Consider the following 25,524-nt stretch of genomic DNA (forward strand, 5'->3'; position numbering starts at 1 on the left):
TCATTTTTAGTCATTGCGATGTTCCTTTTGTTAATTGTTGATCGGCCAAGATCAATTAACAGGTTACATCGCAATGCTTTATCCTCATACACCAGAAACGACTATAGCTCATAATGTTTAGTGTTAGTATTAACCATAGATTTTAGTTTTGACATCTTTAATGTGAAAAATTACATTTTTATAAGACTCATTCTAGCGCCTTTGAAAGTAAAAATAAGCTCTATATATTCCCTTGCCCTCGTTCGTGGCACATAGGACGATTTAAACAGGGTTTAAACACTATCGTGTGGTTTGACCCTGCTTTAGTTTTACTTTATTTGGATCATATTGCACTAATGCTGTTTTAAGCCTCATTATTTTTATCAACTAGTGCAAGTGAATTTGAGGGCTTCGACTTCAAGGTGGAAGTCATAAATATGGCTTCTATGAGGGACAAATAGGGGATATTTGGCTGGCAGTTAGACAAGGATGTCATTTGAAGTCGCAGAGTGCCCATGGCCAAAATTGTTCCCAACAATTTAAGGCATTTCTTGCTATCCATGCAGGTCAGACAGGTTAACAGCGTCCCGAAAATTCCCCGCTGGAGGCGATAAATACCCATAAAAGGAGAATATTTAATAATCTGAATCAATATCAACAAATGCGCTGCTTTGCTTGTGCTTTTTTACTCCCCCATCGAAGTAGCTTAGATTATTCGATAAAAAATAGTGTGATTGAGACAGGAAGTCGAAATAGCCTTAGTTGAATCAGGGATGATGAATATGAGGCGATAGCTATTTTTGTTTATCGAGAATGAAAGCGTTTTACTTCGTTTGGGGCAGCAAGGTGATCCAAGAGGGGATTGCTGTGGTTCCCCTCTGGCCATTGTTAAGTGGAACTTGACGATCTCCCCAGTGTGGATGGGAGTCCACGATCTTCCATTAAGCGCAGCTTAATATTCTAAGCCCAGTGTGAGTGGGTACTCACGTTCATTCCTACCCTGTGCGCAAACTCAGCAAGTACGGAATATCCAAGGTTTTGTCATATCTGCAAAACTGAGGGTTTTTCTGCTCGATGGCATAAATCGACATGCGGTCGGCTAATTCATTACCTTCGATGCCAATATGAGCGGCGACGTGTTGAATCGACAGATCCGCTTTTAGGCTCTCATAGAGTGCATAAGCCTGTTTAATGATCTCAAGATTTTTAATGTCGCCCGCTTTTTGTCGTTTCCATCCTTTTGCTTTCCAGCCCGTTGCCCATTGGGTGATGCAATTAATCGAGTATTGTGAGTCACTGAGTATTTGCACCGATTGCTTAGCGTCTATGGCCTCTTTTGCCAGAAGCAGTGCCTGATAGAGCGCATTGAGCTCAGCTGAATTATTGGTGCCATTAGCATCATATAAACCGTAATAAAGTGCCGTTAATGCGGTTTTGTGATACATGGCAACGCCGGAGCCTGCTTTTCCTGGATTGGGCTCACAGCCACCATCGGTATAAAGAATGACATCGATCTGTTGATGGTTGTCTTGGAGAGAGGCTGGTGTGGCCTTTGCTTTTGGCGTCGTGGTGGTTTTTTTATTGCTTGAGCTTTGATTGCTTCCTTGAGCAAAGGCGGCTTTGGCCTCGGCTTCTGTTTTAAAGGACTTATATTTTGCACCTGCAAAATGGTCAACCTGTTTTTTAGTCTCATCCCACTGAGTAAAAATGCCAGTCTTCCTACCAGCCCAAACCACATAAAACTTTTTTGCCATGGTGTTCTCTTTATTTAAGCGTTTGATTTTAAAGTTAAGTTATTCTTTAGTCTGTTTAAGTTAGTGGTAAAAACGCATGTTTGGGATCCTCTTTAATTAAGGCCGCGAGTTGTAAGATCCCTTGCTGAAAATGATTTTCGTTGCTAATGGCCATAAGCGATAACCGAATATATTGAGTGCTCACAGAGGCCTGCTGAGTTGCATGAGTAAAAAAACTGCCGCTGCTCACCAATAAATGCCGGTCTTTGGTTTCCATTAATAATGTTTCACTGCGCCAATGAGCCGGTAAGGCTATCCACATATGGTAACTGGTATTGTGACTGTAATGTGTTAAAAAGGAAAAGGCTATTTTGGCGAAGGCTTGGCGTTTTTTTGCAATTGCTTTTTGCGTGTCGACTAATTTAAATGCATCACCTGAATCGATAAGGTATTTAGCAATGTCGAAAGTGAAGGGCGAAGCCAGCCAGATAGAAGAGCGAATGCAGGCACTCACTTTTCTGACTTCGCTTCTTGGAGTCTTAATAAAGGCGCAGCGAAGTGCAGGGCAAATGGCCTTTGAAAGTCCGCTAATATGGAAACTTAACTCAGGGATAAAGTTAGTAATAGCAGGAATGACTTTTTCATTTAAAAAGCCATATAAATCATCTTCGATTAACCAGGTTTGATGTTGCTTTAATACCGTAGCGATAGCTTGGCGTCGTGATATTGACATGGTGATGGTGGTGGGGTTTTGATGTGAGGGAAGAATAATCACCATTTTGATGGGATGTGAGTTTAATGCTTTCTCCAGCGCATCGACTCGCATGCCGTGTTCATCCATCGGAATGTCGACAACAGTGAGTCCGTGCAATTGAGCAATGGATAATATTCCTGGGTAGGTATATTCCTCAACAGCAATAATATCACCCGCTTGAGTATAGGTCTGTATTAACATGTCTAATGCATTTTGGGCGCCACTGGCCAGTAAAATATCTTGGGGGTGACTGACTTCTAATCCAAACGCGCGACTCCATTTAGCGCCTGCTTTTTTATGCGCAATGTGACCACTTTGATCGGTATAGCCCATGAGTTCAGTCGTCATCTGTTGGCTACTTTGTTGAAACGCATTCTGCAATGCGGATTGGTTATATATCAAGCAAGGTTGGAGGATGGAGAAGTTATACTCTTCTTCAATACCATTTGCTTGGATCACATTTTCTAGCTGAGAGCTGGCACAAACAAAGGTGCCTTTGCCCACAAAAGAAATCACTTTATCGTGTTCCATTAGTAAAGCATAAGCCTTTGCGATTGTACTAGGGGTGGTGCCTAATTCATCGGCAAGGGCTCTGTGAGGGGGTAATTTGGTATTGGCGGGATAAAGACCTTCTAAAATACGGCTGTCGATGGTTTGGGCAATGTGCCTAAATTTATTGTTACTCATGGGGACTATCCTTGGCACAAGCTTAGAATTTACCTTAATTGAAGCAAGTGTAAGGATAAAATTGCTATAAGTAAACATGCATTAAAATAAATTGACATAGGTCAATAAGGGGGGGTAGACTAAGTCAATAATCAAAGTTAAGTCGATGGCTCGTGAGTCATCATCGTGGATTAACATTTAAAAAGGCAAATGAATATGAGTTCAATTAATGTCGCATTTATTGGGTTAGGAGTGATGGGATTTCCTATGGCGGGTCATTTGCAGCAGGCGGGTTACTCCACCACAGTGTTTAATCGCAGTAGCGATAAGGCTGAAAAGTGGTGTGTACAATACTCAGGTCGCAGCGCGGCGACACCGAAAGCCGCCGTAACCAATGCCGATATTGTGTTTGTTTGTGTGGGTAATGATGATGATGTGAGAAGTGTGGTGTATGGCGGATCAGGTATTGTGGCTGGAATGAAATCAGGTGCCATCCTAGTTGATCACACTACGACGTCTGCGGTACTGGCATTAGAGATCAGTGAACATTGCCAGCATCAAGGCGTCCACTTCATAGATGCACCTGTTTCAGGTGGGCAAGCTGGGGCTGAAAATGGGGCCTTAACCATTATGTGTGGCGGTGAACAAGCAATATTTGACCGTGTTCAGCCAGTGATGGATGTGTATGCTAAACAAAGCCGATTACTAGGTAAAAATGGACAAGGACAGCGCTGTAAGATGGTGAATCAAATTTGTATTGCGGGTGTATTACAAGGATTAAGTGAGGCGTTAACGTTAGCTGAAAAATCCAATCTTAATATTGAAGATGTGGTGGCGACGTTAAAACATGGCGCGGCAGGCTCTTGGCAGATGGAGAATCGGGCAGGGACGATGGCTCAAGATAAATTTGATTTTGGTTTTGCCATCGACTGGATGATAAAAGATTTAGGGATCTGTTTGGATGAAGCGGCGCAGCATCAGTTAACATTGCCTTTAACGGCAACGGTGAATAAAGATTATAAAGCCTTATCTGAGCAAGGGTTGGGTCGTATGGACACCTCGGTATTGATAAAATCACTGTCGATAGATAAATGGTCGCTCAACAAATAAGCGTTAAATCATTAAAAAAGGGACCCATGTGATCATGGATCCCCGTCTTTAACTTAGTTTTTTACTTTATTTGGTTTAGTCTTTAATGACATCGTCATCTTGATTCAATACACCTAACTCACTCGCTTGTTTACCTTTAATAATAATCAGTGCTGTTACCACTAGGGTGGAAATGATCCCCGCAGTGGTCGATATCATCATCGGCAGCCCCGCGCCTAAGGTTTCGGAATGTAATAAAAAACTGATGACAACAGTGGTCATAAACATCGCGGGCAGGGTCGTGATCCAATGCAGTTTTTGATGACGTAATAAATAAGCCGAACTTGTCCACAGCATTAATACGGCGGTGGCTTGATTGGCGACCCCAAAATAGCGCCAAAGTACGGCAAAATCGATTTGGGTTAAAATCCCTCCAACAATAAACAGCGGAACCGCAAACAGTAATCTCTTCGGCAGTGTTTTTTGTGAGGTGTGGAACATCTCAGATAAAATCAGTCGTGCAGAACGAAAAGCGGTATCGCCTGAAGTAATGGGCAGAATAATTACGCCTAAAATGGCCAGTCCACCTCCGACACTGCCTAGTAGCACATGGGATGCGGTATAGACTAAGTTGGCAGGGTTACCCGCCATCTCCGCATTGAGTCCAGCGACACCATCATAAAATGAAAGGGCTAAAGCACACCAAATTAACGCGATGATCCCTTCTCCTATCATTGCACCAAAAAACACGAAACGCCCATTGGTTTCATTTTCAACACAACGTGCCATCAAGGGCGATTGAGTGGCATGAAATCCCGACACTGCGCCGCATGCAATCGTGATAAACAGTGCTGGCCATAACGGCATATTATTGGGATTAAGATTACTAAAAACATCACTGACACTATAGCTGGCTAATAATTGATGTTCATTGGATAAAACCAGCGCAATGGTGAGTCCAACAGACATAAATAATAACAAGGCCCCAAAGAAGGGGTAGAGCTTGCCAATAATTTTATCGATAGGCACTAAGGTCGCGAGTAAGTAATAACTAAAAATAAGCATGACAAATATGCTGACGTTCCAGCCTGTGAGTTTACTGAGTAAACCCGCAGGCGCTGAAATGAAGACCACACCGACGAGTAAGAGCAGAATAATGGCAAACACATTCATAAAATGTTTTGCGCTTTTGCCGAGGTACTTTCCGGCTAAGTGGGGAATGGACTGGCCTTGATTGCGGATCGAGAGCATGCCAGAAAAATAATCATGCACAGCACCGGCAAAAATACAGCCTAAGACGATCCAAAGCATGGCAGCAGGGCCATACAGTGCACCTAGAATAGGACCGAAAATAGGACCCACACCTGCAATATTGAGTAATTGAATTAAATAAGCCTTACCTTTAGGCATTGGAATGAAATCGACGCCATCGGTTTGCTTAAAAGCGGGCGTTTGGCGATGTTGGCTGATCCCAAAAATTTTCTCAACAAAAGCGCCATAAATGAAATAGCCACCAATGAGTAATCCGATACAGAGTAAAAACCACAGCATATTTTTTCCTTGTGATGAATGACAACGTTAATCGGTGTTTAGGAAATAACCATAAGTCATTTTATGAAGTAATTGATTTTGTTGTATTCAACTTTTGTTGTAAGAAATATCACCATACGGAGAGCTTAATAAAAATACAAGTCACTGAATGTAAAAGTGACTCAGTATAAAATAAACGGATCTAATGGTAAGGACTCTATTTTTAGTTATGTGGCTCATATTGGTGAGATAGGCCTTTTTAGGCTATATATTAATCATTATTCACAAGGAGTAATGGTGATGATATTGACACAGAAAAGTTTATTTTTACAAAAGGTTGTCTATCACTTTGTGTTATTTGTTATTTTTTTCTTGTTGTTTGTTTCGCTCGCAACGGCTGCGTGCGATCCTCAATCATTAGAGAAAAACCCTCAAACAGTCTTAGGCTGTTATATACAAGATAAGGCTAAAGGGTTTAATCCCACATGGGCGCTGGAAGAGGAAAGTCAGTCAGGTAATATTAATATTTTTCAATATCGACTCGACAGTTTATTTTGGCCACAAAAAAACATCAGTGATAAAGGCACTGTTTGGCAGCATCAAGTGAAGGTTTATCAACCCAAAAAACTCAATAGTGCTAATTCGCATCAAGCGTTACTCATTATCAATGGTGGAACCAATCATCCTCTAAATGAGACCAAAGTGAGTCAAAGTCGGAATATGGATGCGTTAGCGATTGCTCAAGCATCCCGTTCTTACGTGATTGAGATGAGTTATGCGCCCAATCAGTATTTAGCATTCGATGATGGTATTGAACGTAAAGAAGATGATTTGGTGGCCTATACTTGGAACCGCTACCTTAATGATCCTAGTCAAGCCTATTGGTCAGTGCATTTACCCATGGCCAAAGCGGCGGTGGTAACGATGGATAAAGTACAAGCTTTGGCCAAGAAAAAAGGCTGGAAAGTGCCCCAAAATTTTGTTGTGACAGGGGCCAGTAAGCGAGGTTGGGCAGCTTGGCTGGTGGCATTAGCGGATAAACGTGTCAATGGACTCATTCCCATAGTGATTGATATCTTAGATACCAAAGCCAATCTTGAGCATATTTATCAGAGCTTTAAAGGCTGGCCGCCTGCATTTAATGATTATGTTTCACAGGGGATCACGACGCGAATAGACTCGCCTGAATTTAGTCAGCTCATGCAAATTGAAGATCCACTTACTTATGATGATAACAGTGCTTATCGGCAACGGTTAGCCATCCCCAAATACATTATCAGTGCCGCGGGCGATGACTTTTTTGCTGCTGACTCATTAAGCTTGTATTTAGATAAGCTGCCTGGGGTGAATACCCTCAGAGCCATGCCAAATCAAAGCCACTATATTGATATGGCGCTAGTCACCCAAGAGGTGATTAATTTTTATGGCGAGTTGATTCAAGGTATATCGCCACCGGTACTCAGTTGGACACTTAATAAACAAGGGCGTTTGAATACAGTGAATACCCATCAAGCCCCTAAAAAAGTGCGTTTATGGCAAGCTTACAATCCAACATTACGGGATTTTAGAGTGAATGCGGGGATCGTCTTTACGGCGACCAGCTTGTCCGGTGAGTGTGATAAGAAAAGCTGCCAATTCAAGGTTGCGAATGTGACTCAGCCAAAAGGGTATTGGGCAAGGTTTGTCGAGATGAGTTTTGCAACGCCATCGGGGGACATTACCGTTACCACACCGATTATCGTCAGTGGAAAAGCGTGGGTGGTGGGGGAGGATTTGACCGAGTTGCTGAAAAATGCAAAATTAAAACCTAAGGTAGAGATAATACAATAATAGAAAAAAGGCGCCTAAACAGACACCTTTATTCTATTTTTAACAGATTGAAGGGCTGATCATTAACGCTTTAATGCGTCATTTAGCAAAGGACGGAAACTTTTTACCATAGCGGTAGTGGCTTTTGGTGAGCCTGCAATGATATTACCCGAGTTTAAGTAGTTATGGTTACCAGCTAAATCTGTGACGGTACCGCCTGCTTCACGCACGATTAAATCCCCAGCGGCAATATCCCATGGTTTTAGGCCAATTTCAAAGAAACCATCTAAACGGCCCGCACCTAAATAGGCTAAATCTAAAGCAGCAGAGCCAGCACGACGTAAATCGGCACATTGACTGAAGACTTCAGTAAACATCTTCATATACGTTTCTGTGTGCTGCTTGGCTTTAAAAGGGAAACCAGTACCGATAATGGTGCTGTTTAAATCATTAGATTTTTTAACGCGGATACGGAAATCATTCAGTTTTGCCCCTTTACCACGGACTGCTGAAAAGAGTTCGTCACGAATAGGATCATAAATAACAGCGACTTCTGTTTTACCTTTAAATTGCATGGCAATAGAAACGGCAAAATGAGGAATACCTCTAACGAAATTATTGGTGCCATCCAAAGGATCAATTATCCATACATAATCACTTTTAGCGACTCTATTTTCACCCATTTCTTCACCAATGATGGTGTGTTCTGGGTAGGCTTTGCGGATCTGATAAATAATCGTTGATTCTGCTTCCTTGTCCACATTAGTGACATAGTCATTAATTCCTTTAGAGCTGACCTCAATACGATCAAGCTCGGAAAAGGCGCGTACAATAGTTTGGCCGGCGGCGCGAGCGGCGCGTACAGCAATAGTTTGCATCGGAAGCATGGTTGCTATCCCCTGGATGTTAAAGAACGGATACGTATAATCGGAGCGGGATTATACGTGATTTATGCGTTATATCAAATGTTGATTTAAGTATAAGTATTTTGACTAGTGTGTGGTAACATCATTTCCAGATGTTCTTCTATATAAATTAAGTCGTTTAATGCTGAGTAATATACGTGTCGTTCTCGTCGGTACTTCCCATCCTGGGAATATTGGTTCTACAGCCCGTGCAATGAAAACCATGGGATTATCTTCTTTATATCTTGCAGAGCCAAAAGTGGCCCCAGATGGACATTCTGTTGCTTTGGCGGCTGGCGCTTCTGATATTCTTAAACATGCTGTGACGGTTAATTCCGTTGAAGAGGCCATTGCCGATTGCGCTATGGTGATCGCGACGAGTGCTCGGAGTCGCACGCTTGATTGGCCTATGCTCGATCCTCGCGAAGCGGGTGAGAAACTGGTTGGTTCTGCGGTAAACGGCCCGGTTGCGATTGTGTTTGGCCGTGAAAATAATGGCTTGAGCAATGAAGAGTTACAAAAGTGTACTTATCATGTTGCTATCCCAGCGAATCCTGAATATACCTCATTGAATCTTGCTCAAGCGGTACAGATTATTTGCTATGAAGCACGCATGGCGCATCTCGCCTCGACTAAAGTAGATTATCCTAAGGTTGAGGAAGTTTATCCGTTAGCAAAAGATCAAGAGAACTTTTTTGAGCATTTAGAAAGTACGTTATTATCGACAGGCTTTATTGTGAAAAATCATCCCGGCCAAGTGATGACTAAACTGCGTCGGTTGTTTAGTCGTGCAAGAATAGAGCGGGCGGAGATGAATATCTTACGGGGTATATTGACGTCGGTCGATAAAAAAGTCGTGGATAAAACCTCAAACGAGCAATGAAATTACAAGGGACCCTTACCATGTTTGCAAGACTAAAAGATGATATAGCATCGATATATCCCAGAGATCCTGCTGCAAAAGGGACCTTAGAAATCATGTTAAATTATCCGGGAATGCAAGCGATTTGGATCCACCGGATAAGCCATAAACTTTGGTTGAAGAAATGGCGTCTATTATCGCGCAGTTTATCGACTTTTGCCCGTTGGTTGACCGGAGTAGAAATCCATCCAGGGGCAACCATAGGCCATCGATTTTTTATCGATCACGGCATGGGCGTGGTGATAGGTGAAACGGCTGAAATTGGTGATGATTGTACTTTGTATCATGGTGTGACCCTTGGGGGGACCACTTGGAAGGCCGGAAAACGCCATCCAACTTTAGGCAATAACGTCGTCGTGGGTGCGGGCGCACAAATTTTAGGTCCGATCACCATGAATGACGGGGCCAGAGTCGGTTCAAATTCCGTGGTAGTGAAAGATGTCCCCAGTGATACAACGGTGGTCGGCATTCCTGGACGTGTGGTGACAACGGCTTCGGATCAGTCTAAAGAAACATCTGATCGCCGTAATGAAATGGCGAAAAAATATGGCTTCGATGCCTATGCTGTCGCACCGGATAATCCGGATCCTGTGGCGAATGCTATAGGGCAAATGCTGGATCATATGCATTTAATGGACACCAAGGTACAAGATCTTTGTCAAGCGGTACAAACCATGGGTGGCAGTGTGTGCACCGATAAGTTACCGGATCTGGACGTGGATGAATTTAGTGATGTAGAACTCGCTGCCGCGCAGAAACGCAAACAGGGACTGGATGAATTCGACCCCATCATTTAACGTTTAATCGTTTTCTTTATGAATCGTGCTTTTTTACCTAGGCCTGTTGATCTTTGGTGGTTAAGTACTGTTCGAGAAAAAAGCGGTTAACCGAAGCCATGTTATAAAAGTATGAATGCAGTATCACTGACTCATTATCTACTGAATTATCAATTGCTTATGATGAATTATGATACGGCGCAATCTCTGTCTTGTCTAAATAGTCCACAAACGGTTGCGAAAATAATAGAAAAGATCCATAGACCCACGCTTTTGGGCAAATAAAAGCGCAATTATTATTGAATATTGAGTGAGAAAAAGGTTAAATACCGAGCTTAAGATTGGCTGGCCCGTTTAATGCTTTTATTGGTGGCTTGAGTTCAATAATACTTGAGTAAATTACTAGGCTTAATACTTGACTAATTTACTCAGGTATGTTGAAATTATACTATGCTTTTTAGGCGTTTTCTGGGAGCCGAAGTCGACATGAAACTTACATCTAAAGGTCGGTATGCAGTGACAGCGATGTTAGACGTTGCTATGCATTCTACCGCTGGGCCAGTACCACTGGCTGACATTTCAGAACGTCAGGGGATATCACTGTCCTATCTAGAGCAACTCTTTGCTAAATTGAGAAAGAATGGATTAGTCTCCAGTGTCCGTGGACCCGGTGGTGGCTATCGTTTAGGTATGAATGCCTGCGAGATTTCTGTGGGTATGGTCGTGCGTGCTGTCGACGAGTCTGTTGATGCCACGCGTTGTCAGGGACAGGGGAATTGCCAAGGTGGAAGTCGTTGTTTAACGCATTCACTTTGGGGGGATTTAAGCGATCAGATTTCAGATTTTTTGAATGGTATCAGTTTAGCAGGACTGATGCATAAACGAGATGTGCAGTTTATCTCGGTTAAACAAGATAAGTTACAAAAGGCGCAAAGGTTGAGCGTTTAATATCCTTTGCAATGATTATAAAAATAAATTTTTGTACGTTGTGAGTGGCCTTAATCAAAAGGCGACAGAGTACGGAGTGTGAGATGAAATTACCTATCTACTTAGATTATGCTGCGACGACACCAGTCGATCCACGTGTTGCAGAAAAAATGATGCAGTGTATGACAATGGACGGCATTTTTGGCAATCCTGCGTCACGATCTCATCGTTATGGTTGGCAAGCTGAAGAAGCGGTGGATATAGCGCGTAACCAAGTAGCAGAACTGATTAATGCCGATCCGCGTGAAATTGTATTTACTTCAGGTGCAACTGAATCTGATAATTTAGCTATTAAAGGTGTGGCGCATTTTTATCAGAAAAAAGGTAAGCATATCATCACCAGCAAGACTGAGCATAAAGCGGTATTAGATACCTGTCGCCAGCTTGAGCGTGAAGGTTATGAAGTGACTTACTTACAACCTGAAGATACTGGTTTGATCCCCGTTGCAATGATTGAAAATGCCATGCGTGAAGATACCCTTTTAGTCAGCATCATGCAGGTCAACAATGAAATTGGTGTGATCCAAGATATCGATGCTATTGGTGAGTTATGCCGTTCACGTAAAATTGTATTTCATGTTGATGCTGCCCAAAGCGCAGGTAAATTAGCGATTGACGTACAAAAAACGAAAGTGGATTTACTGTCTATATCAGCACATAAAATGTATGGACCAAAAGGTATTGGTGCGCTATATGTGAGCCGTAAGCCCCGTATTCGTTTAGAAGCGACTATGCATGGTGGTGGACATGAACGGGGTATGCGCAGTGGCACATTAGCGACACATCAAATTGTGGGAATGGGGGAAGCGGCTGCGATTGCAAAAACGGATATGGATGTTGATAATGCGCGTATTTTGCGTTTACGCGATAAATTATGGAATGGCATTAAACATGTCGAAGAAACCTATATTAATGGTGATCTAGAACAAAGATATTGTGGCAGTTTAAATGTTAGTTTTAACTTTGTCGAAGGTGAATCATTAATGATGGCCTTAAAAGATTTAGCCGTTTCTTCTGGTTCAGCGTGTACCTCTGCCAGTTTAGAACCCAGTTACGTATTAAGAGCACTGGGTCTTAATGATGAGATGGCGCATAGCTCTATCCGTTTCTCTATTGGTCGTTTTACTACCGATGAAGAAATTGAGCATGCAATAGAAACAATTACACAGTCTATTGGTGTATTACGAGAAATGTCTCCTCTATGGGAAATGTTCCAAGATGGTATCGATTTGGATTCTGTCCAATGGGCACATCATTAATCGTTCACGAATAGATAAATTGGAGAAGTACCATGGCTTATAGCGAAAAAGTAATCGATCATTATGAGAATCCACGTAACGTGGGTTCATTTGACAAAAACGATCCTTCAGTGGTAACTGGGATGGTTGGTGCACCGGCTTGTGGTGATGTAATGAAACTACAACTGCGTATTAATGACGATGGCATCATTGAAGATGCGAAGTTTAAAACCTATGGATGTGGTAGCGCCATTGCTTCAAGTTCATTAGTGACTGAATGGGTGAAAGGTAAGTCTGTTGAGCAGGCATTAACCATTAAAAATACGGATATTGCAGAAGAACTGGCTTTACCTCCGGTTAAAATTCATTGCTCTATTTTGGCTGAAGACGCCATTAAAGCGGCATTAGATGAATATAAAAGCAAAATTAGCTAAGCGCTGGAGTTAAAATGGCAATGACGATTACGCCAGCGGCGGCGGAGCGGATTAAGAGTTTCTTAGCCAGTCGCGGCAAAGGCTTAGGTTTACGCATCGGGTTGAAGACATCGGGTTGCTCAGGTATGGCTTATATACTTGAGTTTGTTGATGATCTAAATGACGATGATGAACTTTATGCTATCGATGGTGTGAACATCATTATCGATACTAAGAGTCTGGTTTATCTTCAAGGCATAGAGTTGGATTTCGTTAAAGAAGGCTTAAACGAAGGTTTTGAATTTAATAATCCCAATGCAAAAGGCGAGTGTGGTTGCGGTGAGAGCTTTACCGTTTAATTGCCTCAGTTAAACTATGAATTATTTCGAATTATTTAGTTTTTCTCCTTCCTTTGATGTCGATACCGCTCTACTTGCTCATCGCTATCGCGATTTGCAAAAGGCGGTTCATCCCGATAAGTTTGCGCATTCAACAGAGCAAAATAAACGTTTAGCGGTACAGCGGACGGCGCAGATTAATGATGGATTTCAAACATTAAAAAATCCCGTTTCACGTGCTGAGCATTTATTAGCCTTAAAAGGCATTGAGCTGAGTCATGAGTCGACAACGGTGAAAGATACGCCATTTTTAATGCAGCAAATGCAGTGGCGTGAATCGCTTGAAGATATTAGGGATAGCGCTGCGCCTGATGATTTAATTGATGAGCTGAATCAATGTTTTATTGATTACTCTCAATCTATTATATCGAGGTTAGCGATATTGCTTGAAAGTGATCAACCACAAGATTGGCATCAAGCCGCGGATCATATTCGCAAGTTGAAATTCATGGTAAAATTACAAGATGAATTGAGTAGGGCTGAAGATGCCTTATTCGATGACGAGTGAGTTTATTTCGGTATTTTTTGAGTGGGTAAGTGATATTCGATCCCGTTATTGCGCTGTTTGTGTGTCGTGTGTTTTCGTTGTGATGATGAAATCGACTGGCCCATATAGCAAGTTGCTGTTTGAAAAGAGATCGGTGTCGCCTACCTCATAAAGTTGGACAAATATGGCACTTTTTCAGATAGCTGAGCCTGGGCTGAGCGCAGCGCCTCATCAACACAGACTCGCTGTGGGGATTGATTTAGGCACCACCAATTCGCTTGTTGCTGCCGTGCGTAGCGGCAAGGCGACGACACTTCCGGATCTCGATGGACGTCATTCTATCCCATCGATTATTCGCTACACTAAAGATCAAATACAATCTGGTTATGAGGCTGAATCTTATTCGGCGCAAGATCCTCAAAATACGATTGTTTCGGTTAAACGTTTTATGGGCCGCAGTCTTAACGATCTCCAATCAAATAACCTCATATCAGCCTATCGTTTTTCCAGTAGTGATCATGGACTTCCCTTGTTTATTACCGAACAAGGTGAAGTGAATCCCGTTCAAGTGTCTGCTGAAATACTGAAACCTTTGGTTGCCAGGGCGGAAGCGACCCTAGGTGGTGAGCTTGAAGGTGTGGTGATCACCGTACCGGCTTATTTTGATGACGCACAGCGTCAAGGCACCAAAGATGCGGCGGCATTAGTCGGCGTTAACGTATTGAGATTACTTAATGAACCCACAGCGGCTGCGATTGCTTACGGATTAGATTCTGGGCAAGAAGGTGTGATTGCAGTGTTTGATTTAGGCGGAGGCACTTTTGACATTTCGGTTTTACGCTTAAATAAAGGTGTATTTGAAGTGTTAGCAACGGGCGGTGATTCGACCTTGGGTGGCGATGATTTTGATCACCTTCTGGCGGCTCAATTGATAGCACAATGGCAATTAACCGATATTTCGCCAACGTTAGAAAGACAGCTGTTGATTGAAGCAAGGCGCGTCAAAGAAGCCTTAACCGACAATGTATTAGTGACGGCATCCTTAATATTAGCAACCCAGGATGTTTTGCGCTTTGATGTGACTCGTGATGCGTTTGATGCACTCGTTTTACCTCTGGTTAAGAAAACCATTAACAGTTGTCGCCGCGCGATGCGTGATGCGGGCGTGGGCATTGATGATGTGTTAGAAACCGTCATGGTGGGCGGCTCGACTCGCGTGCCATTAGTCAGAGAGCAAGTTTTACGGTTTTTTAAGAAAACGCCGTTAACCTCGATTGATCCTGACCGAGTCGTTGCCGTTGGCGCGGCGATTCAAGCCGACATTTTAGTCGGTAACAAACCTGATTCCGACTTATTGCTATTAGATGTTATTCCGTTATCGTTAGGGATTGAAACCATGGGCGGCTTGGTTGAGAAAGTGGTCTCTCGTAATACCACTATTCCCATTGCTCGTGCGCAAGAGTTTACCACGTTCAAAGATGGGCAAACGGCAATGGCCTTTCATGTGGTGCAAGGCGAGCGTGAACTGGTTGATAATTGTCGTTCTCTAGCGCGTTTTACTTTGCAAGGGATCCCAGCATTAGCGGCAGGTGCGGCACATATTCGAGTGACCTTTCAAGTGGATGCCGATGGTTTGCTGAGTGTGACAGCGATGGAAAAGTCTACAGGTGTTCAATCTAGCATTCAAGTGAAGCCGTCTTTTGGTTTATCGGATGTGGAAATTGGTCACATGCTCAAAGAGTCGATGACCCATGCTAAGGAAGATATCAGCCGTCGAATGCTTGCGGAAAAACAAGTGGAAGCCGCCCGCGTGCTAGAGTCGATTTCTGCCGCGTTGAACAAAGATGGCGACTTGCTTTCAGATGAGGTGCGCAGCCAAATTGAAGCGAGTATGCAAAGCTTATCGCAGCTCAGATCTGCTAATGATGCGGACGCTATTGAAAAAGCGATTGAAGCTTTAGATCACTTGACTCAAGACTTTGCCGCGAAACGTATGGATAATTCTATTAAACTGGCATTAAAGGGCCAGTCTGTTGATAATATATAGGTAATAAGATGCCACAAGTTGTATTTTTACCCCATGAAGAGTTGTGCCCAGAAGGGGCGGTTGTTGAAGCAAACGAAGGTGAAACCGTATTAAATGTTGCCTTACGCATCGGCATTAACATTGAACATGCTTGTGAAAAATCATGTGCCTGTACGACTTGTCACGTTGTGATACGAGAAGGCTTTGATGAACTCGAAGAAAGTGATGAGCTTGAAGATGATATGCTGGATAAAGCATGGGGCTTAGAGCCTGAGAGTCGACTGTCATGCCAATCTAAGGTACCTAGCAGTGATTTAGTCGTTGAAATACCCAAGTATACGATTAACATGGTGAGTGAAAGTAACTAAGAGCAATGCATTAAGACTAAGCAGCGTACTTCTTAATCGGTGCTCTATTTTTAAGAGCCAACTTATTTTTTAAGTTGGCTTTTTTATGTTCTGATCTGTCCAGTCCTGAAATGTTTATTGTCTTGTATCGATAGTGGTTTAATGGCAATGTTGGCTCAGACACTGCTTGAATAACACAGGTAAATGTAATCGCCTCCAGAGCCTTTATTCAGGTCGTGTTCAAGTCGGCTAAAGCCAAAAGGGGCTGGAAGATCGGGATTACTGCCACTGATCACATCGAGATCTTTGATGGCAATAGCATCAATAAAGGCAGACTTTTTATAACAAAGGTAAATGTATTCTCCACCAGAGCCTCGGTTTAAATCAACATCGAGTTTAGTGAACCCTACTGAAGGTTGAGTGTGCTCGCCCATAATAATTTGAATATCTGAGATACAATCAGAGTTATCTGTTCTTGCCCCATCGGCAGAGACCTTATGATAGCAAAGATAGATATAATCACCGCCGGAGTCTTTATTAAGATTGATTGAGATTTTAACGTAGCCGCTGGGTGGTTTTATGGATGAGTGATCACCGCGAATGATGATGATGCTATCAATGTAATCAGCCCAAATTTGATGTGATTTAAAGGCGCCCAAGACCCATACTTCTTTAAAGTAAGTGTGCATTTTTTGTTTATTCTCTAATTGACTACACAGTTCCCAAATGCCAGTTAAAGGCTGCTCATCTGTAAAGTCGACCATGCTGGGTGCTTGATGAAGGGAGTCACTCCAAGCCATAAAGGGCTTATTATGTCCTGAAAAGGCGTGTATTGCGGGGCTGGGATCGCCACCAATGATTAAGTGTCTTGAATTTGAGTGAGCATTAAAGCTATGCATAGCCTCTTCGTATTCTTGCTGATCCTCTAGTGAAATCTGACCAGTGAGCTTTTGATACACGGCTTTGGCAATTGTGTCGATGGGGTAGGTTTTATCCATGTTAATTTTATTGGTCGATGAGGCTAAAACGGCGCGGCCGCCAATAACGATCCCTGTTAAAAAATGGCTACCATATTGCGAGAATAGTTGGGCATAATCTGAGGCGGTATTGGCGGCATCGATATCATCTTGTATTTCTTGTTTGAGTAAAGCCCTTAAAGGCTGTGGATCCATCACTAACTTGAGTGACCATAAATTGATGGTTTGTTGTATACGGGTGAATTCATTTTCGGCTTCTCTGAGGCTACGTGATGAAAAATCATTGGTGACCGCACTGGAAAATAAGTTAAATGCCCCACCGATATCGGCTGGAACCGATAAGCTATTTTGGTATCGACCAATATTCGTACCAGAAAATGATTTATATTGCGTATTGTTGAGCTGTTCGACTGTGATGGGAGTAGGCACCACGGTACTTTTGTCGAAGACAACAGGGCTTGTTTGTGCTTTTGACCAATCAAACAGTTGTGTAGTAATGCTTTTAGCAAAGGCATAGTGGCCATAAATATCATAGCCTGCGCCGATGGCTTCGACACCCGCTAAGATATTTGGTGCAAGGTTCAGTTTATGCCGTAACAGTTCAAGGTAGGCATGACCTTGATATTGAGGGGTGACTTTAAATTGATTATATTTTTCATGGGTCATTTCACCAGTCACTGTCATGGCATGAAATCCTTTTAGATATTGTTTGGCATATGTTTAGTGTAGGTGGTTTTAATTCAATAGAGGCTGGGCATAAAAAATCCATTCGCTTGGAATGTATTTTTGGGTTAATTATTTTACTTGATGGTACTTCGCTATAAAGCGGGAGTCATTGTGTAGGCCAGTTTTCAATACGGCAATCATACTATTGGTAGCCCTGACAGTCCCACCATCCATGGCGGTTGCGGATGTTTGAAGCTAATAGTTATTCTCGGCTTGGGTTCAAACGTCGCTCTACCTTCCCCATCCATGGGGGCGTATATCGAAAGTATCTAACGTAGCATAAAGTATTTTGAAACCCGCACTACGTGAGTCTTTCAGGCATTCCACTTCGGCGTTGCATTAATTTTAAAGGGAATAACCCTTTATCAATCAATGCGCCTTGAATTGAAAAACCTGAGAGGCTCTGAATTGATCATCTATTTACTGGAATTGGTATAACAATGGCTTCGAAGTTTAAAGCCGCTGTTATTTAAGTCGCTTTTTATTGAAAGCATCGAGCATAAGGTCTGTGATGAGTTCAATTTTATATCTCGAGTTGAGGTTTATGAGCAGGGAGGAGCATTTTGGTCATAAAAGGTACAAATAAAAAACTCCCAGATAAATGATCATTACTGGGAGTTTGTAATAATGATAATTCACTATTAATAAACCAGACAGGGGGTAACGTTATTCATGGTTCGCTTGCCATCAATCACACCGCAATAGGCTCCTTGGTGACCAGCATTTAAGGTAAAGAATTCCCAGTACCATGTGCTATTACTAACATTTTCTAAATAAAATTGCACTTGAGGATCATTTGTATCTGGTGCTTCATAGGCTTCACCTGGTTTAAGGTCTTTGTTGGCCCACCATGTACCATTTCCAGCTCTAGTTCGAAGAGTGACATATAATGTTTCTTTCGATTGGTTGACAAAACGCACGCTTGATTTAGGGATCATAGCGTTATATTGGAAATTATCCCAAATTTTATTGTTTTGGCGGCCGTATATTTTGATTATTGCATCATCGGCGAAACACACATAAGTACCAGTATAGTCATTAAAAGTTTTGACATGTTTTTCAGTACCTGCATTATTGTTAATATAATCAGTGGTTTTTAAGGTTAGCCAGCCATCCCTAAACATCATATAAGAGTCAGGATTGTTTAGATACTCGGTATTAGATCGCCACAGAATGACATTATTCCGGTCTCGTTGATGTAAGTCACCACTATTTTGCATTTGCATATAGTAGCCAGCAGAAAAAGGAATGGTTTTACCATCATTGGATATAATAGGCACATTGGCATTACGAGCATAACAAACGCCCCCTTCCTTTATGCCTGTAGTACTCCAAAGCTGATTGCTTTGAGAGCTATCTTGGTAAATAGCGACTACCCCAGAATCTTTTAAACATAAAACGGCATTAGGGTTTCCTTGTGTGTTACTGGCCCATGTAGGGTTGCCACCAAGGTCATAAATGACAAAGTTACCATCGCCTTGAAAGCTTGCTGCATTAATGCCTAGATTTGACGTGTTAAAGGTATCTTGTAAATCATTGTGCATGTTACTGCCATGGGGATCTTTATGTAATAGCTCTCCAGCTGGGGTTAATTCAAGAGTGTAACCTCTAGAGGAAAAAGTCACGGGTTCATTTGGAGACAACACATAGCTTCCTGCGTTGTAACAAACATCGTCAGCGTAACTCAATATAGGAAACAATAGAGTGATGAGTAAATAGTATTTTATATGATTAATATCCATCATTAAATTCCTTTCATCAGATTGATAAAGACAAACTAAATTTTGATTGGTTAAAAAATAAAAGGTTAGTGCTTAATTTGCTTAATTACTACGTTAATATTTAACCTGCATATAATATTAGCATTGAATACCTTTTATTTTAGTATTTTTTACTGTTTAATTGGGTTTTATTATGTATTGTTCAAATATTTATTTAATTTTAAAGCATTTTTTATATTTGTTTCAATTTGTACCTAATAATATGTTTTTATTTTACTTTTTATAGCATCATCTTCTTTATATTGATTTTTAAAGATTTTCATGTGTGACTACTATTTGATGTTCATAATGGCTAATATTAAAGTGGTACAAATAGTTTTTAGTTTTTTTTACTTATTTTTAAAGCATTTTTTGTGTGAAGTTGCAATTTGATAGAGAATAATATAGGTTTTTTCAACTCGAGATAAAGGCCTACCTTGATCTTTTTTAGACTAAACTGAGGCTAGGTTAATTGTTTTTTAATGATTTTTATTGGAGTTGAGAAAGAAGGGGGAGAATATGTTCCTCAATCAAAGAGGACGTGATTATAGGAAAATAGCTATCGTTTTAATGGGGATGAGCCTATCAATACCCATTCAAGCCAATCAAGGGATTAATATTATTACTTGGTGGGGTTACTTTACTCCAGAGTTGTTAATGCCTATTGAAAATAAGTGCAAAGTAAAAATTTCTTATGACGAGTTTTATAGTAATCCAGAGTTATTCAGGCGAATGAAGAAGGAAGAGTATGATATTGCTATTTATGGCGATAGTGTACATCAGTATTTTTCACGGCTTTATCCTCAGCAATATGCCAATATTAGCCAAGATATTACCGCCCATTACCACCCTTTAGTGAAAGACTTGTATCAACGTTCAGGTTTGCCGAGTAATACGGTTTACTTTCAACTCAGTTTAGCGGGCTTACTGTGGAACCCGATTAATATTCGGTTAGATGAAACGGATACTTTAGGAACGATTATAGAAAAATCGAAAGGAAAAACTATCGTATTAATGGATGAGCATGTTGAAGTGTTGAATTTCTTGTCTGATATGGATAGTACTCATTTGAAATTTATTTCTAAATATAATGAGACAACTATTCTTCAAGTGGTCGAGTTATTTGAAGAGAGTCATGTCATTATTGCAAATAATTTAGGTAATATCGCTCATAAAGGTGATTTTGCTTTTGCGTTTACTTGGTCGGGAGAAGCGCTAAAAAAAATCATTCAAGGAGAATTAAATCATCAGTTTATGGCTCATGTTGGCTTATCTCATTGGTCATCAACCGTTTTGGAGTTGGTATCGAATAAACAAGGTGGCCAGTGTGTAGCACGTGAATTAGCGAGCGAAAACATGATTAATAAGGTGATAAAAAAATCGTATTCCTTCTCACCTTATGGCATTAGCATCAAAAATAGTCGTGAAATGGATCCTCAATATAATCGTGTCGTAGATTATTTTTTTACTCATATTCATAAACTTGAGAAATTGAAGAATGAGCCTTATGATGTGTATAAAGCATATGATAAAGAATGGCAAAAATTAAAACTTCTTATTAATTCGTCTAGGCAGTGAACGTTTTATATGGAAAAAATAAAAAAAACAACGTTAAATGCTGTTGAAAAGGATATTAGATTTTCTATAGTATTAGCGACGTTAACGGTGTTTGTCATTTCATTAATGGGTTATCTATCTGTATACAATGATTATCTTAATCATTTGAGTGATCATAATAAATTAGAACTCGATTCAGCGCTGTCAACCTATTCTTCTAGTTTACAGCACCGTATTGGTATTATTGTGAGTTCAACAGAGTTTATGGAGTTTATTCGATCAGGAGCGTACTCTAGACAGCAGTTATCGGCTCAAATGATTGAAGTCTTTAGTCGCCAGCCTCAAAATGAAATAGTAGGCTGGAATATTGATAATAATGAAGGAGTTTCCATTTTCAGTTTGGGGACAGTTACAAAAGATCATGCTATTTTTCCTTTATGTTATCTTGGTGATACTTTGTATGCTGAATATGGGCAGTGTCAGGGCAGTTTGTTTATTTATTTGTCGGAAGACATGGTGATTAATAAATTAATGAAAATTGATCCAAGTATTGTGATTTGTCGTGATTGCCATGAAAAAATACTGACAGTGATGAGTCCGAGTGTATTTGGTGTGAAGTATTTCGTTGACTTACCCATTACGATTAAATTTGATGATCATATTTATCATTTTATTCTTTTTTTATGTATTTTATTTTCGAGTTTATTTGTAGTTGGCTGGTTAGCGCGTAGAAAAGTCAGGAAAACATTACAGTTACAGATTATTAATCCTTTATTGGGCATATCGAAACTGCATTATTCAAGTGATTATGGGGATTCAACGGTTCAAGAAATTATGGATATTCGTTATCGTCAAGAATTACATGTGGCTAAGGCGGTTGTTGAGGCTGAGCGAGATAGAAAACTCGCCAATGAAATACATGATATGTTTGGCTCTATTTTATTATTACTGCGTTGGAAAGTCGAAATTCTTCAAGAAGATAACTCAGCTTATGCTGTTGACGAGGCTTTAATTAAGATCGACGAAATGATTAACTTGACTCAAAATATTATCGAATCATTGCGACCTGAAACATTAGACACATTAGGTTTGTCAGCATCATTGCAACATTTGGTTGATGACTGGGCCTTGAAAAATGATCAGTGTCGCTATGTATTAGTCATAGAGATACTCGAAAGTGAAGTGATTAATGATGCGGTTGAATTTGCCATTTATCGTATTTTACAAGAAGCGCTAACCAATATCGATAAGCATGCGATAGCAACAGAAGTTAATATTGATATTATGGTGATAGATTATAAGAATAGTAAGAATATTAGCATGACCATTGCCGATAATGGTGTGGGTATTGTTGAGAGTCATATTAGTACATTAAAAGGCTTAGGGCTATCGAGTATGAAAGAAAGAGCGGTGTTATTAGGTGGAGAATTCGAGATTAATTCAGCATCGGTTACTGGTACAGTGATTAAGGTTAGTATACCTTTAAATCAAATAAAATAAATTTAGAGAATAAACTATGCAAACAGTCAACGTGTATATTGCAGATGATCATGAGATTATTATCAATGGTTTGATTGAGTTGCTGAATAAATTTAACACAGACAATCATAATCATAAATACATTAACGTCGTGGGGAGAGGAGAAACGGCTGAATCATTAATGGGTAATATTGAACGAGATGATGTTGATGTGTTTATTTCTGACTTAGGTTTTGAAGGGACCAAAGGCAAAATGTCGATTGTAAAATCCATGTTAGAGGTTAATGCTTTGGCTAACATTATTGTCTTTTCGATGAGAGAAAATATTAATACCATTATTGCCTGTTATCAAGCGGGTGCGAAAGCATATATTACTAAAAAAGGATCCATGGTAAGAATATTTGATGCAATATTCACCGTTGCAGATGGTGGAACCTATTATGCCCCTGGAGTATTGGATAAAATAGGCTTACAAACATTAAATAATCCATTGAAAGGACTCGATGAAAGAGATCAACAGGTTTTTATTATGCTAGCGGAACGTGTTGAAGTTGAAGCAATCTGTGAAGAACTTAATATAACTGAAAAAACAATCAGCAATATTATAACGAATAAGATAAAGCCTGTTTTAGGCGTTAATAAAAAAGATTTTAGGAAGAAAGCGATTGCATTAGGTTTAGTTGAGGTCTCTCTATAGTATTGATTTTGCTGATTAAAGTTAAAGGTCTTTAGTCGTGGTTGGGTTCGTATGTCGTGATGTTATCAAGCTGTTCTGTACTTTTATATTGTTAAAATGAGTTTTATTTGAATGCCTCTCATTATTGAGAAGCATTTAATCATTGAAATATTGTTATCGCCACCATTGACTCATAAAGGGGGGGATTATGGTGAGTGTATCGAGTTGTACTTGCCATAAAATGATCACTGAATTTATTTCTGTGTGATAAGGATAGAGGTAGAAGATCGCAGCGCTGACAAATAAGACTTGCATAAAAGTAGTTAAAGGATAACGCAGATCGATCAACTTCATTGCGGTGCCAAAAGATGATTTGAGCGTGTTATTGGCTAAATCGACACTATAACATTCATCTAAAATTAAGTGAGTGAGTGCACCAATGATGATTGCAACGCCAACAAGTAAAGACATATTGAGGGATTGTTGCATCAATAGGCTAAGGATTATGCCGATGATGGCAAACATGATAACCGCTAAGATTGAATGTAATGTGCCTCTATGGACGGTCAATTTTTCAAATATGGGTTTGATCGCATATAAAGTAAACGCGTAAATAGTTATGCCGACAATCCACATTTCGACAAGTGATGACAATGGGCATAATAAGATAACACTGCCTGATAAGAAAAATCCTAAGATGCTGAAAAGCCATTGAATAGAGGTCGAGTTATCAGAATCGAGATCAGGTAAAAGGCCAGATAAAGCGCCGATGAAAAATAATAGTAAGCTTTCAGACAGCGTTGAGATATGGGTCGCTAGCACAATAGAGCTTAAAGGAGCGCTGGTGATAATACTTGCTTTGAGATGGGTAGAAAAGTTTGCCAAGTGAATTACCTTATTGGAGAAGAATATGGAAATAAAATGAAAGCAGCGACCGATGTCGCTTCGACCTGAAAAATATAGGCTAATTTATCAATAATGGTGTAAGTAATTGATTTGATATTGACCTTAATGGAAGCGGCTAAACTTGTATAGTGTATTTACATAATATGTTTATTATTTAGTCACTTATATTGAAGTGATGAGTGTTATCGCTTAATTTTATTTCCCAGAATGTGGTAAACACTTAGCTTAAGAGGATAAAGTCGTATTTATAGAGACTATTTTGCTATCATGCGCGCATTATTTTGCCTAGGGTAAGCCTGCGAGTTTTATTTTATGACTATTTCTGAATTATTAACGACGGCTATAGAAAAGCGTCAAGCGATGTTCTTACCTGAAAATGTATCGAAAACGAATTGTTTTCGTGTTTTTCATGGCACAGTTGAAGGTATCAATGGATTAACGATAGATCGTTATGGTGATACATGGTTAGTACAAAGCTTTCATCAAACCGTTGAAGAAGACATATTGACCGAGATCAGCAATGTGTTATCTAAAAAAATCCCATCACCTATCGTATACAACGATCGCTCTAAGCGACATTCTAGAGTCTTAAATTCACTGGGTTCAAATCTGAATGATAGTGCTGAAACGGCGCAAACAATCCATGAAAATGGCTTATTATTTACCTCTAAATTACGACATGAAGGGCAAGATCCTTGGCTCTTTTTAGATATGAGGATAGGAAGAGAGTTTGTAGGGGCCCACAGTAAACATAAGTCTGTATTAAATTTATTTTCTTATACTTGCGGGATAGGGATTGCAGCTGCAGTTGGTGGGGCTGAGCGTGTTGTTAATGTTGATTTTTCATCATTCGCATTGGCAGCAGGTAAAGAAAATGCTCAGCTTAATGATGTTGTCAAGCAATGTGAATTTGTTCAAAGTGATGTGTTTCCTGCCATTCGCCAGTTAGCGGGACTCAAAGTCATGGGGAGAGGAAATAAAAAATTACCTGACTATCCAAAGCTATCAGCAACACAATTTGATCTCGTTTTTTTAGATCCGCCTCGTTTTGCTAAGAGTCCTTTTGGAACCGTTGATCTCATTAATGATTATCAAAGTTTATTTAAGCCGGCCATGCTAGCAACAAAAAAAGGTGGCATGATTGTATGCTGTAATAATGTGGCTAAAGTGGAAAGGAAAAGCTGGTTTTCGAGCCTAGTACGTTGTGTTGAAAAGCAGGGAAGAAGTGTGAGTGCTCATACTTGGCTCACGCCTCATGATGACTTTCCTTCATTTGATGATAACCACCCGTTGAAAATTGTTGCTTTGAAGATAACTTAGATAGAATGCAAAATAAGAGAAGGGACGATCCCTTCTCTTATTGATTGTTGTAAAATAATCATTG

The 25,524-nt window shown here is 40.5% G+C and carries 22 protein-coding genes; 15 read left to right on the forward strand and 7 right to left on the reverse strand.

Annotation, left to right across the window (positions count from 1 at the left end):
- Window positions 1-974 precede the first annotated feature (974 nt).
- Both L2764_RS15465 and L2764_RS15470 read right to left on the reverse strand, forming a co-directional pair.
- On the reverse strand, window positions 975-1,733 hold the full coding sequence (locus L2764_RS15465; protein ID WP_248941164.1) for a ribonuclease H family protein: 759 nt from the start codon (window positions 1,731-1,733) through the stop codon (window positions 975-977).
- A 55-nt stretch (window positions 1,734-1,788) separates the two neighbouring features.
- On the reverse strand, window positions 1,789-3,153 hold the full coding sequence (locus L2764_RS15470; RefSeq protein ID WP_248941165.1) for an aminotransferase-like domain-containing protein: 1,365 nt from the start codon (window positions 3,151-3,153) through the stop codon (window positions 1,789-1,791).
- A gap of 195 nt (window positions 3,154-3,348) precedes the next feature.
- Between L2764_RS15470 and L2764_RS15475 the strand changes: the two genes are divergently transcribed.
- Window positions 3,349-4,242: an NAD(P)-dependent oxidoreductase gene (locus L2764_RS15475; RefSeq protein WP_248941166.1), complete on the forward strand. Its 894-nt coding sequence runs from the start codon at window positions 3,349-3,351 to the stop codon at window positions 4,240-4,242.
- Window positions 4,243-4,317: 75 nt separating this feature from the next.
- Here L2764_RS15475 and L2764_RS15480 read toward each other — a convergent pair whose 3' ends face one another.
- Complete coding sequence (locus L2764_RS15480) at window positions 4,318-5,772, reverse strand: carbon starvation CstA family protein (protein ID WP_248941167.1); 1,455 nt, start codon at window positions 5,770-5,772, stop codon at window positions 4,318-4,320.
- Window positions 5,773-6,051: 279 nt separating this feature from the next.
- Between L2764_RS15480 and L2764_RS15485 the strand changes: the two genes are divergently transcribed.
- Window positions 6,052-7,581, forward strand: a complete 1,530-nt coding sequence (locus tag L2764_RS15485) for a PhoPQ-activated protein PqaA family protein (protein ID WP_248941168.1) — start codon at window positions 6,052-6,054, stop codon at window positions 7,579-7,581.
- A 62-nt stretch (window positions 7,582-7,643) separates the two neighbouring features.
- On the opposite strand, the gene suhB is transcribed toward L2764_RS15485, so the two are convergent.
- Window positions 7,644-8,447: an inositol-1-monophosphatase gene (gene suhB, locus L2764_RS15490; RefSeq protein WP_248941169.1), complete on the reverse strand. Its 804-nt coding sequence runs from the start codon at window positions 8,445-8,447 to the stop codon at window positions 7,644-7,646.
- Window positions 8,448-8,607: 160 nt separating this feature from the next.
- Between suhB and trmJ the strand changes: the two genes are divergently transcribed.
- The 9 genes from trmJ to fdx all read left to right on the forward strand — a co-directional run bounded on the left by trmJ (window position 8,608) and on the right by fdx (window position 16,080).
- Window positions 8,608-9,348, forward strand: a complete 741-nt coding sequence (trmJ, locus tag L2764_RS15495; protein ID WP_248941170.1) for a tRNA (cytosine(32)/uridine(32)-2'-O)-methyltransferase TrmJ — start codon at window positions 8,608-8,610, stop codon at window positions 9,346-9,348.
- Between the two features lie 20 nt (window positions 9,349-9,368).
- The gene (gene cysE, locus L2764_RS15500) at window positions 9,369-10,184 is read left to right on the forward strand and encodes a serine O-acetyltransferase (RefSeq protein ID WP_248941171.1); all 816 of its coding nucleotides are present in this window, start codon (window positions 9,369-9,371) and stop codon (window positions 10,182-10,184) included.
- A 465-nt stretch (window positions 10,185-10,649) separates the two neighbouring features.
- Window positions 10,650-11,111, forward strand: a complete 462-nt coding sequence (iscR, locus tag L2764_RS15505) for a Fe-S cluster assembly transcriptional regulator IscR (RefSeq protein WP_248941172.1) — start codon at window positions 10,650-10,652, stop codon at window positions 11,109-11,111.
- An 83-nt stretch (window positions 11,112-11,194) separates the two neighbouring features.
- Window positions 11,195-12,409 carry an IscS subfamily cysteine desulfurase gene (locus L2764_RS15510; protein ID WP_248941173.1) on the forward strand — a complete coding sequence of 405 codons (1,215 nt, stop codon included), beginning with the start codon at window positions 11,195-11,197 and terminating at the stop codon, window positions 12,407-12,409.
- Window positions 12,410-12,441: 32 nt separating this feature from the next.
- Complete coding sequence (gene iscU / locus L2764_RS15515) at window positions 12,442-12,822, forward strand: Fe-S cluster assembly scaffold IscU (protein ID WP_248941174.1); 381 nt, start codon at window positions 12,442-12,444, stop codon at window positions 12,820-12,822.
- Between the two features lie 14 nt (window positions 12,823-12,836).
- Window positions 12,837-13,160, forward strand: coding sequence for an iron-sulfur cluster assembly protein IscA (gene iscA, locus L2764_RS15520; protein WP_248941175.1), 324 nt, complete (start codon window positions 12,837-12,839; stop codon window positions 13,158-13,160).
- 16 nt (window positions 13,161-13,176) lie between these two features.
- Entirely contained in the window at window positions 13,177-13,707 is a 531-nt protein-coding gene (hscB, locus tag L2764_RS15525; protein ID WP_248941176.1) for a co-chaperone HscB, read from the forward strand.
- A gap of 163 nt (window positions 13,708-13,870) precedes the next feature.
- Window positions 13,871-15,733: a Fe-S protein assembly chaperone HscA gene (hscA, locus tag L2764_RS15530; RefSeq protein ID WP_248941177.1), complete on the forward strand. Its 1,863-nt coding sequence runs from the start codon at window positions 13,871-13,873 to the stop codon at window positions 15,731-15,733.
- Window positions 15,734-15,741: 8 nt separating this feature from the next.
- Complete coding sequence (fdx, locus tag L2764_RS15535) at window positions 15,742-16,080, forward strand: ISC system 2Fe-2S type ferredoxin (protein WP_248941178.1); 339 nt, start codon at window positions 15,742-15,744, stop codon at window positions 16,078-16,080.
- Between the two features lie 155 nt (window positions 16,081-16,235).
- On the opposite strand, the gene L2764_RS15540 is transcribed toward fdx, so the two are convergent.
- Both L2764_RS15540 and L2764_RS15545 read right to left on the reverse strand, forming a co-directional pair.
- On the reverse strand, window positions 16,236-17,720 hold the full coding sequence (locus tag L2764_RS15540) for an MAC/perforin domain-containing protein (RefSeq protein WP_248941179.1): 1,485 nt from the start codon (window positions 17,718-17,720) through the stop codon (window positions 16,236-16,238).
- Window positions 17,721-18,403: 683 nt separating this feature from the next.
- Window positions 18,404-19,507 carry a hypothetical protein gene (locus tag L2764_RS15545; RefSeq protein ID WP_248941180.1) on the reverse strand — a complete coding sequence of 368 codons (1,104 nt, stop codon included), beginning with the start codon at window positions 19,505-19,507 and terminating at the stop codon, window positions 18,404-18,406.
- A 534-nt stretch (window positions 19,508-20,041) separates the two neighbouring features.
- Here L2764_RS15545 and L2764_RS15550 point away from each other — a divergent pair.
- The 3 genes from L2764_RS15550 to L2764_RS15560 are packed head-to-tail and all read left to right on the forward strand — an operon-like array spanning window position 20,042 to window position 23,255.
- Window positions 20,042-21,100 carry a type 2 periplasmic-binding domain-containing protein gene (locus tag L2764_RS15550; protein WP_248941181.1) on the forward strand — a complete coding sequence of 353 codons (1,059 nt, stop codon included), beginning with the start codon at window positions 20,042-20,044 and terminating at the stop codon, window positions 21,098-21,100.
- Between the two features lie 9 nt (window positions 21,101-21,109).
- Window positions 21,110-22,579: a sensor histidine kinase gene (locus L2764_RS15555; RefSeq protein ID WP_248941182.1), complete on the forward strand. Its 1,470-nt coding sequence runs from the start codon at window positions 21,110-21,112 to the stop codon at window positions 22,577-22,579.
- A gap of 16 nt (window positions 22,580-22,595) precedes the next feature.
- Window positions 22,596-23,255, forward strand: a complete 660-nt coding sequence (locus tag L2764_RS15560; RefSeq protein WP_248941183.1) for a response regulator — start codon at window positions 22,596-22,598, stop codon at window positions 23,253-23,255.
- Window positions 23,256-23,408: 153 nt separating this feature from the next.
- Here L2764_RS15560 and L2764_RS15565 read toward each other — a convergent pair whose 3' ends face one another.
- Window positions 23,409-24,119, reverse strand: coding sequence for a metal-dependent hydrolase (locus tag L2764_RS15565; protein ID WP_248941184.1), 711 nt, complete (start codon window positions 24,117-24,119; stop codon window positions 23,409-23,411).
- A gap of 333 nt (window positions 24,120-24,452) precedes the next feature.
- Between L2764_RS15565 and L2764_RS15570 the strand changes: the two genes are divergently transcribed.
- The gene (locus tag L2764_RS15570) at window positions 24,453-25,460 is read left to right on the forward strand and encodes a class I SAM-dependent rRNA methyltransferase (RefSeq protein ID WP_248941185.1); all 1,008 of its coding nucleotides are present in this window, start codon (window positions 24,453-24,455) and stop codon (window positions 25,458-25,460) included.
- The last annotated feature ends 64 nt before the right edge of the window (window positions 25,461-25,524 follow it).

This window comes from Shewanella surugensis (genome assembly GCF_023284005.1).
Lineage (GTDB): Bacteria > Pseudomonadota > Gammaproteobacteria > Enterobacterales > Shewanellaceae > Shewanella > Shewanella surugensis.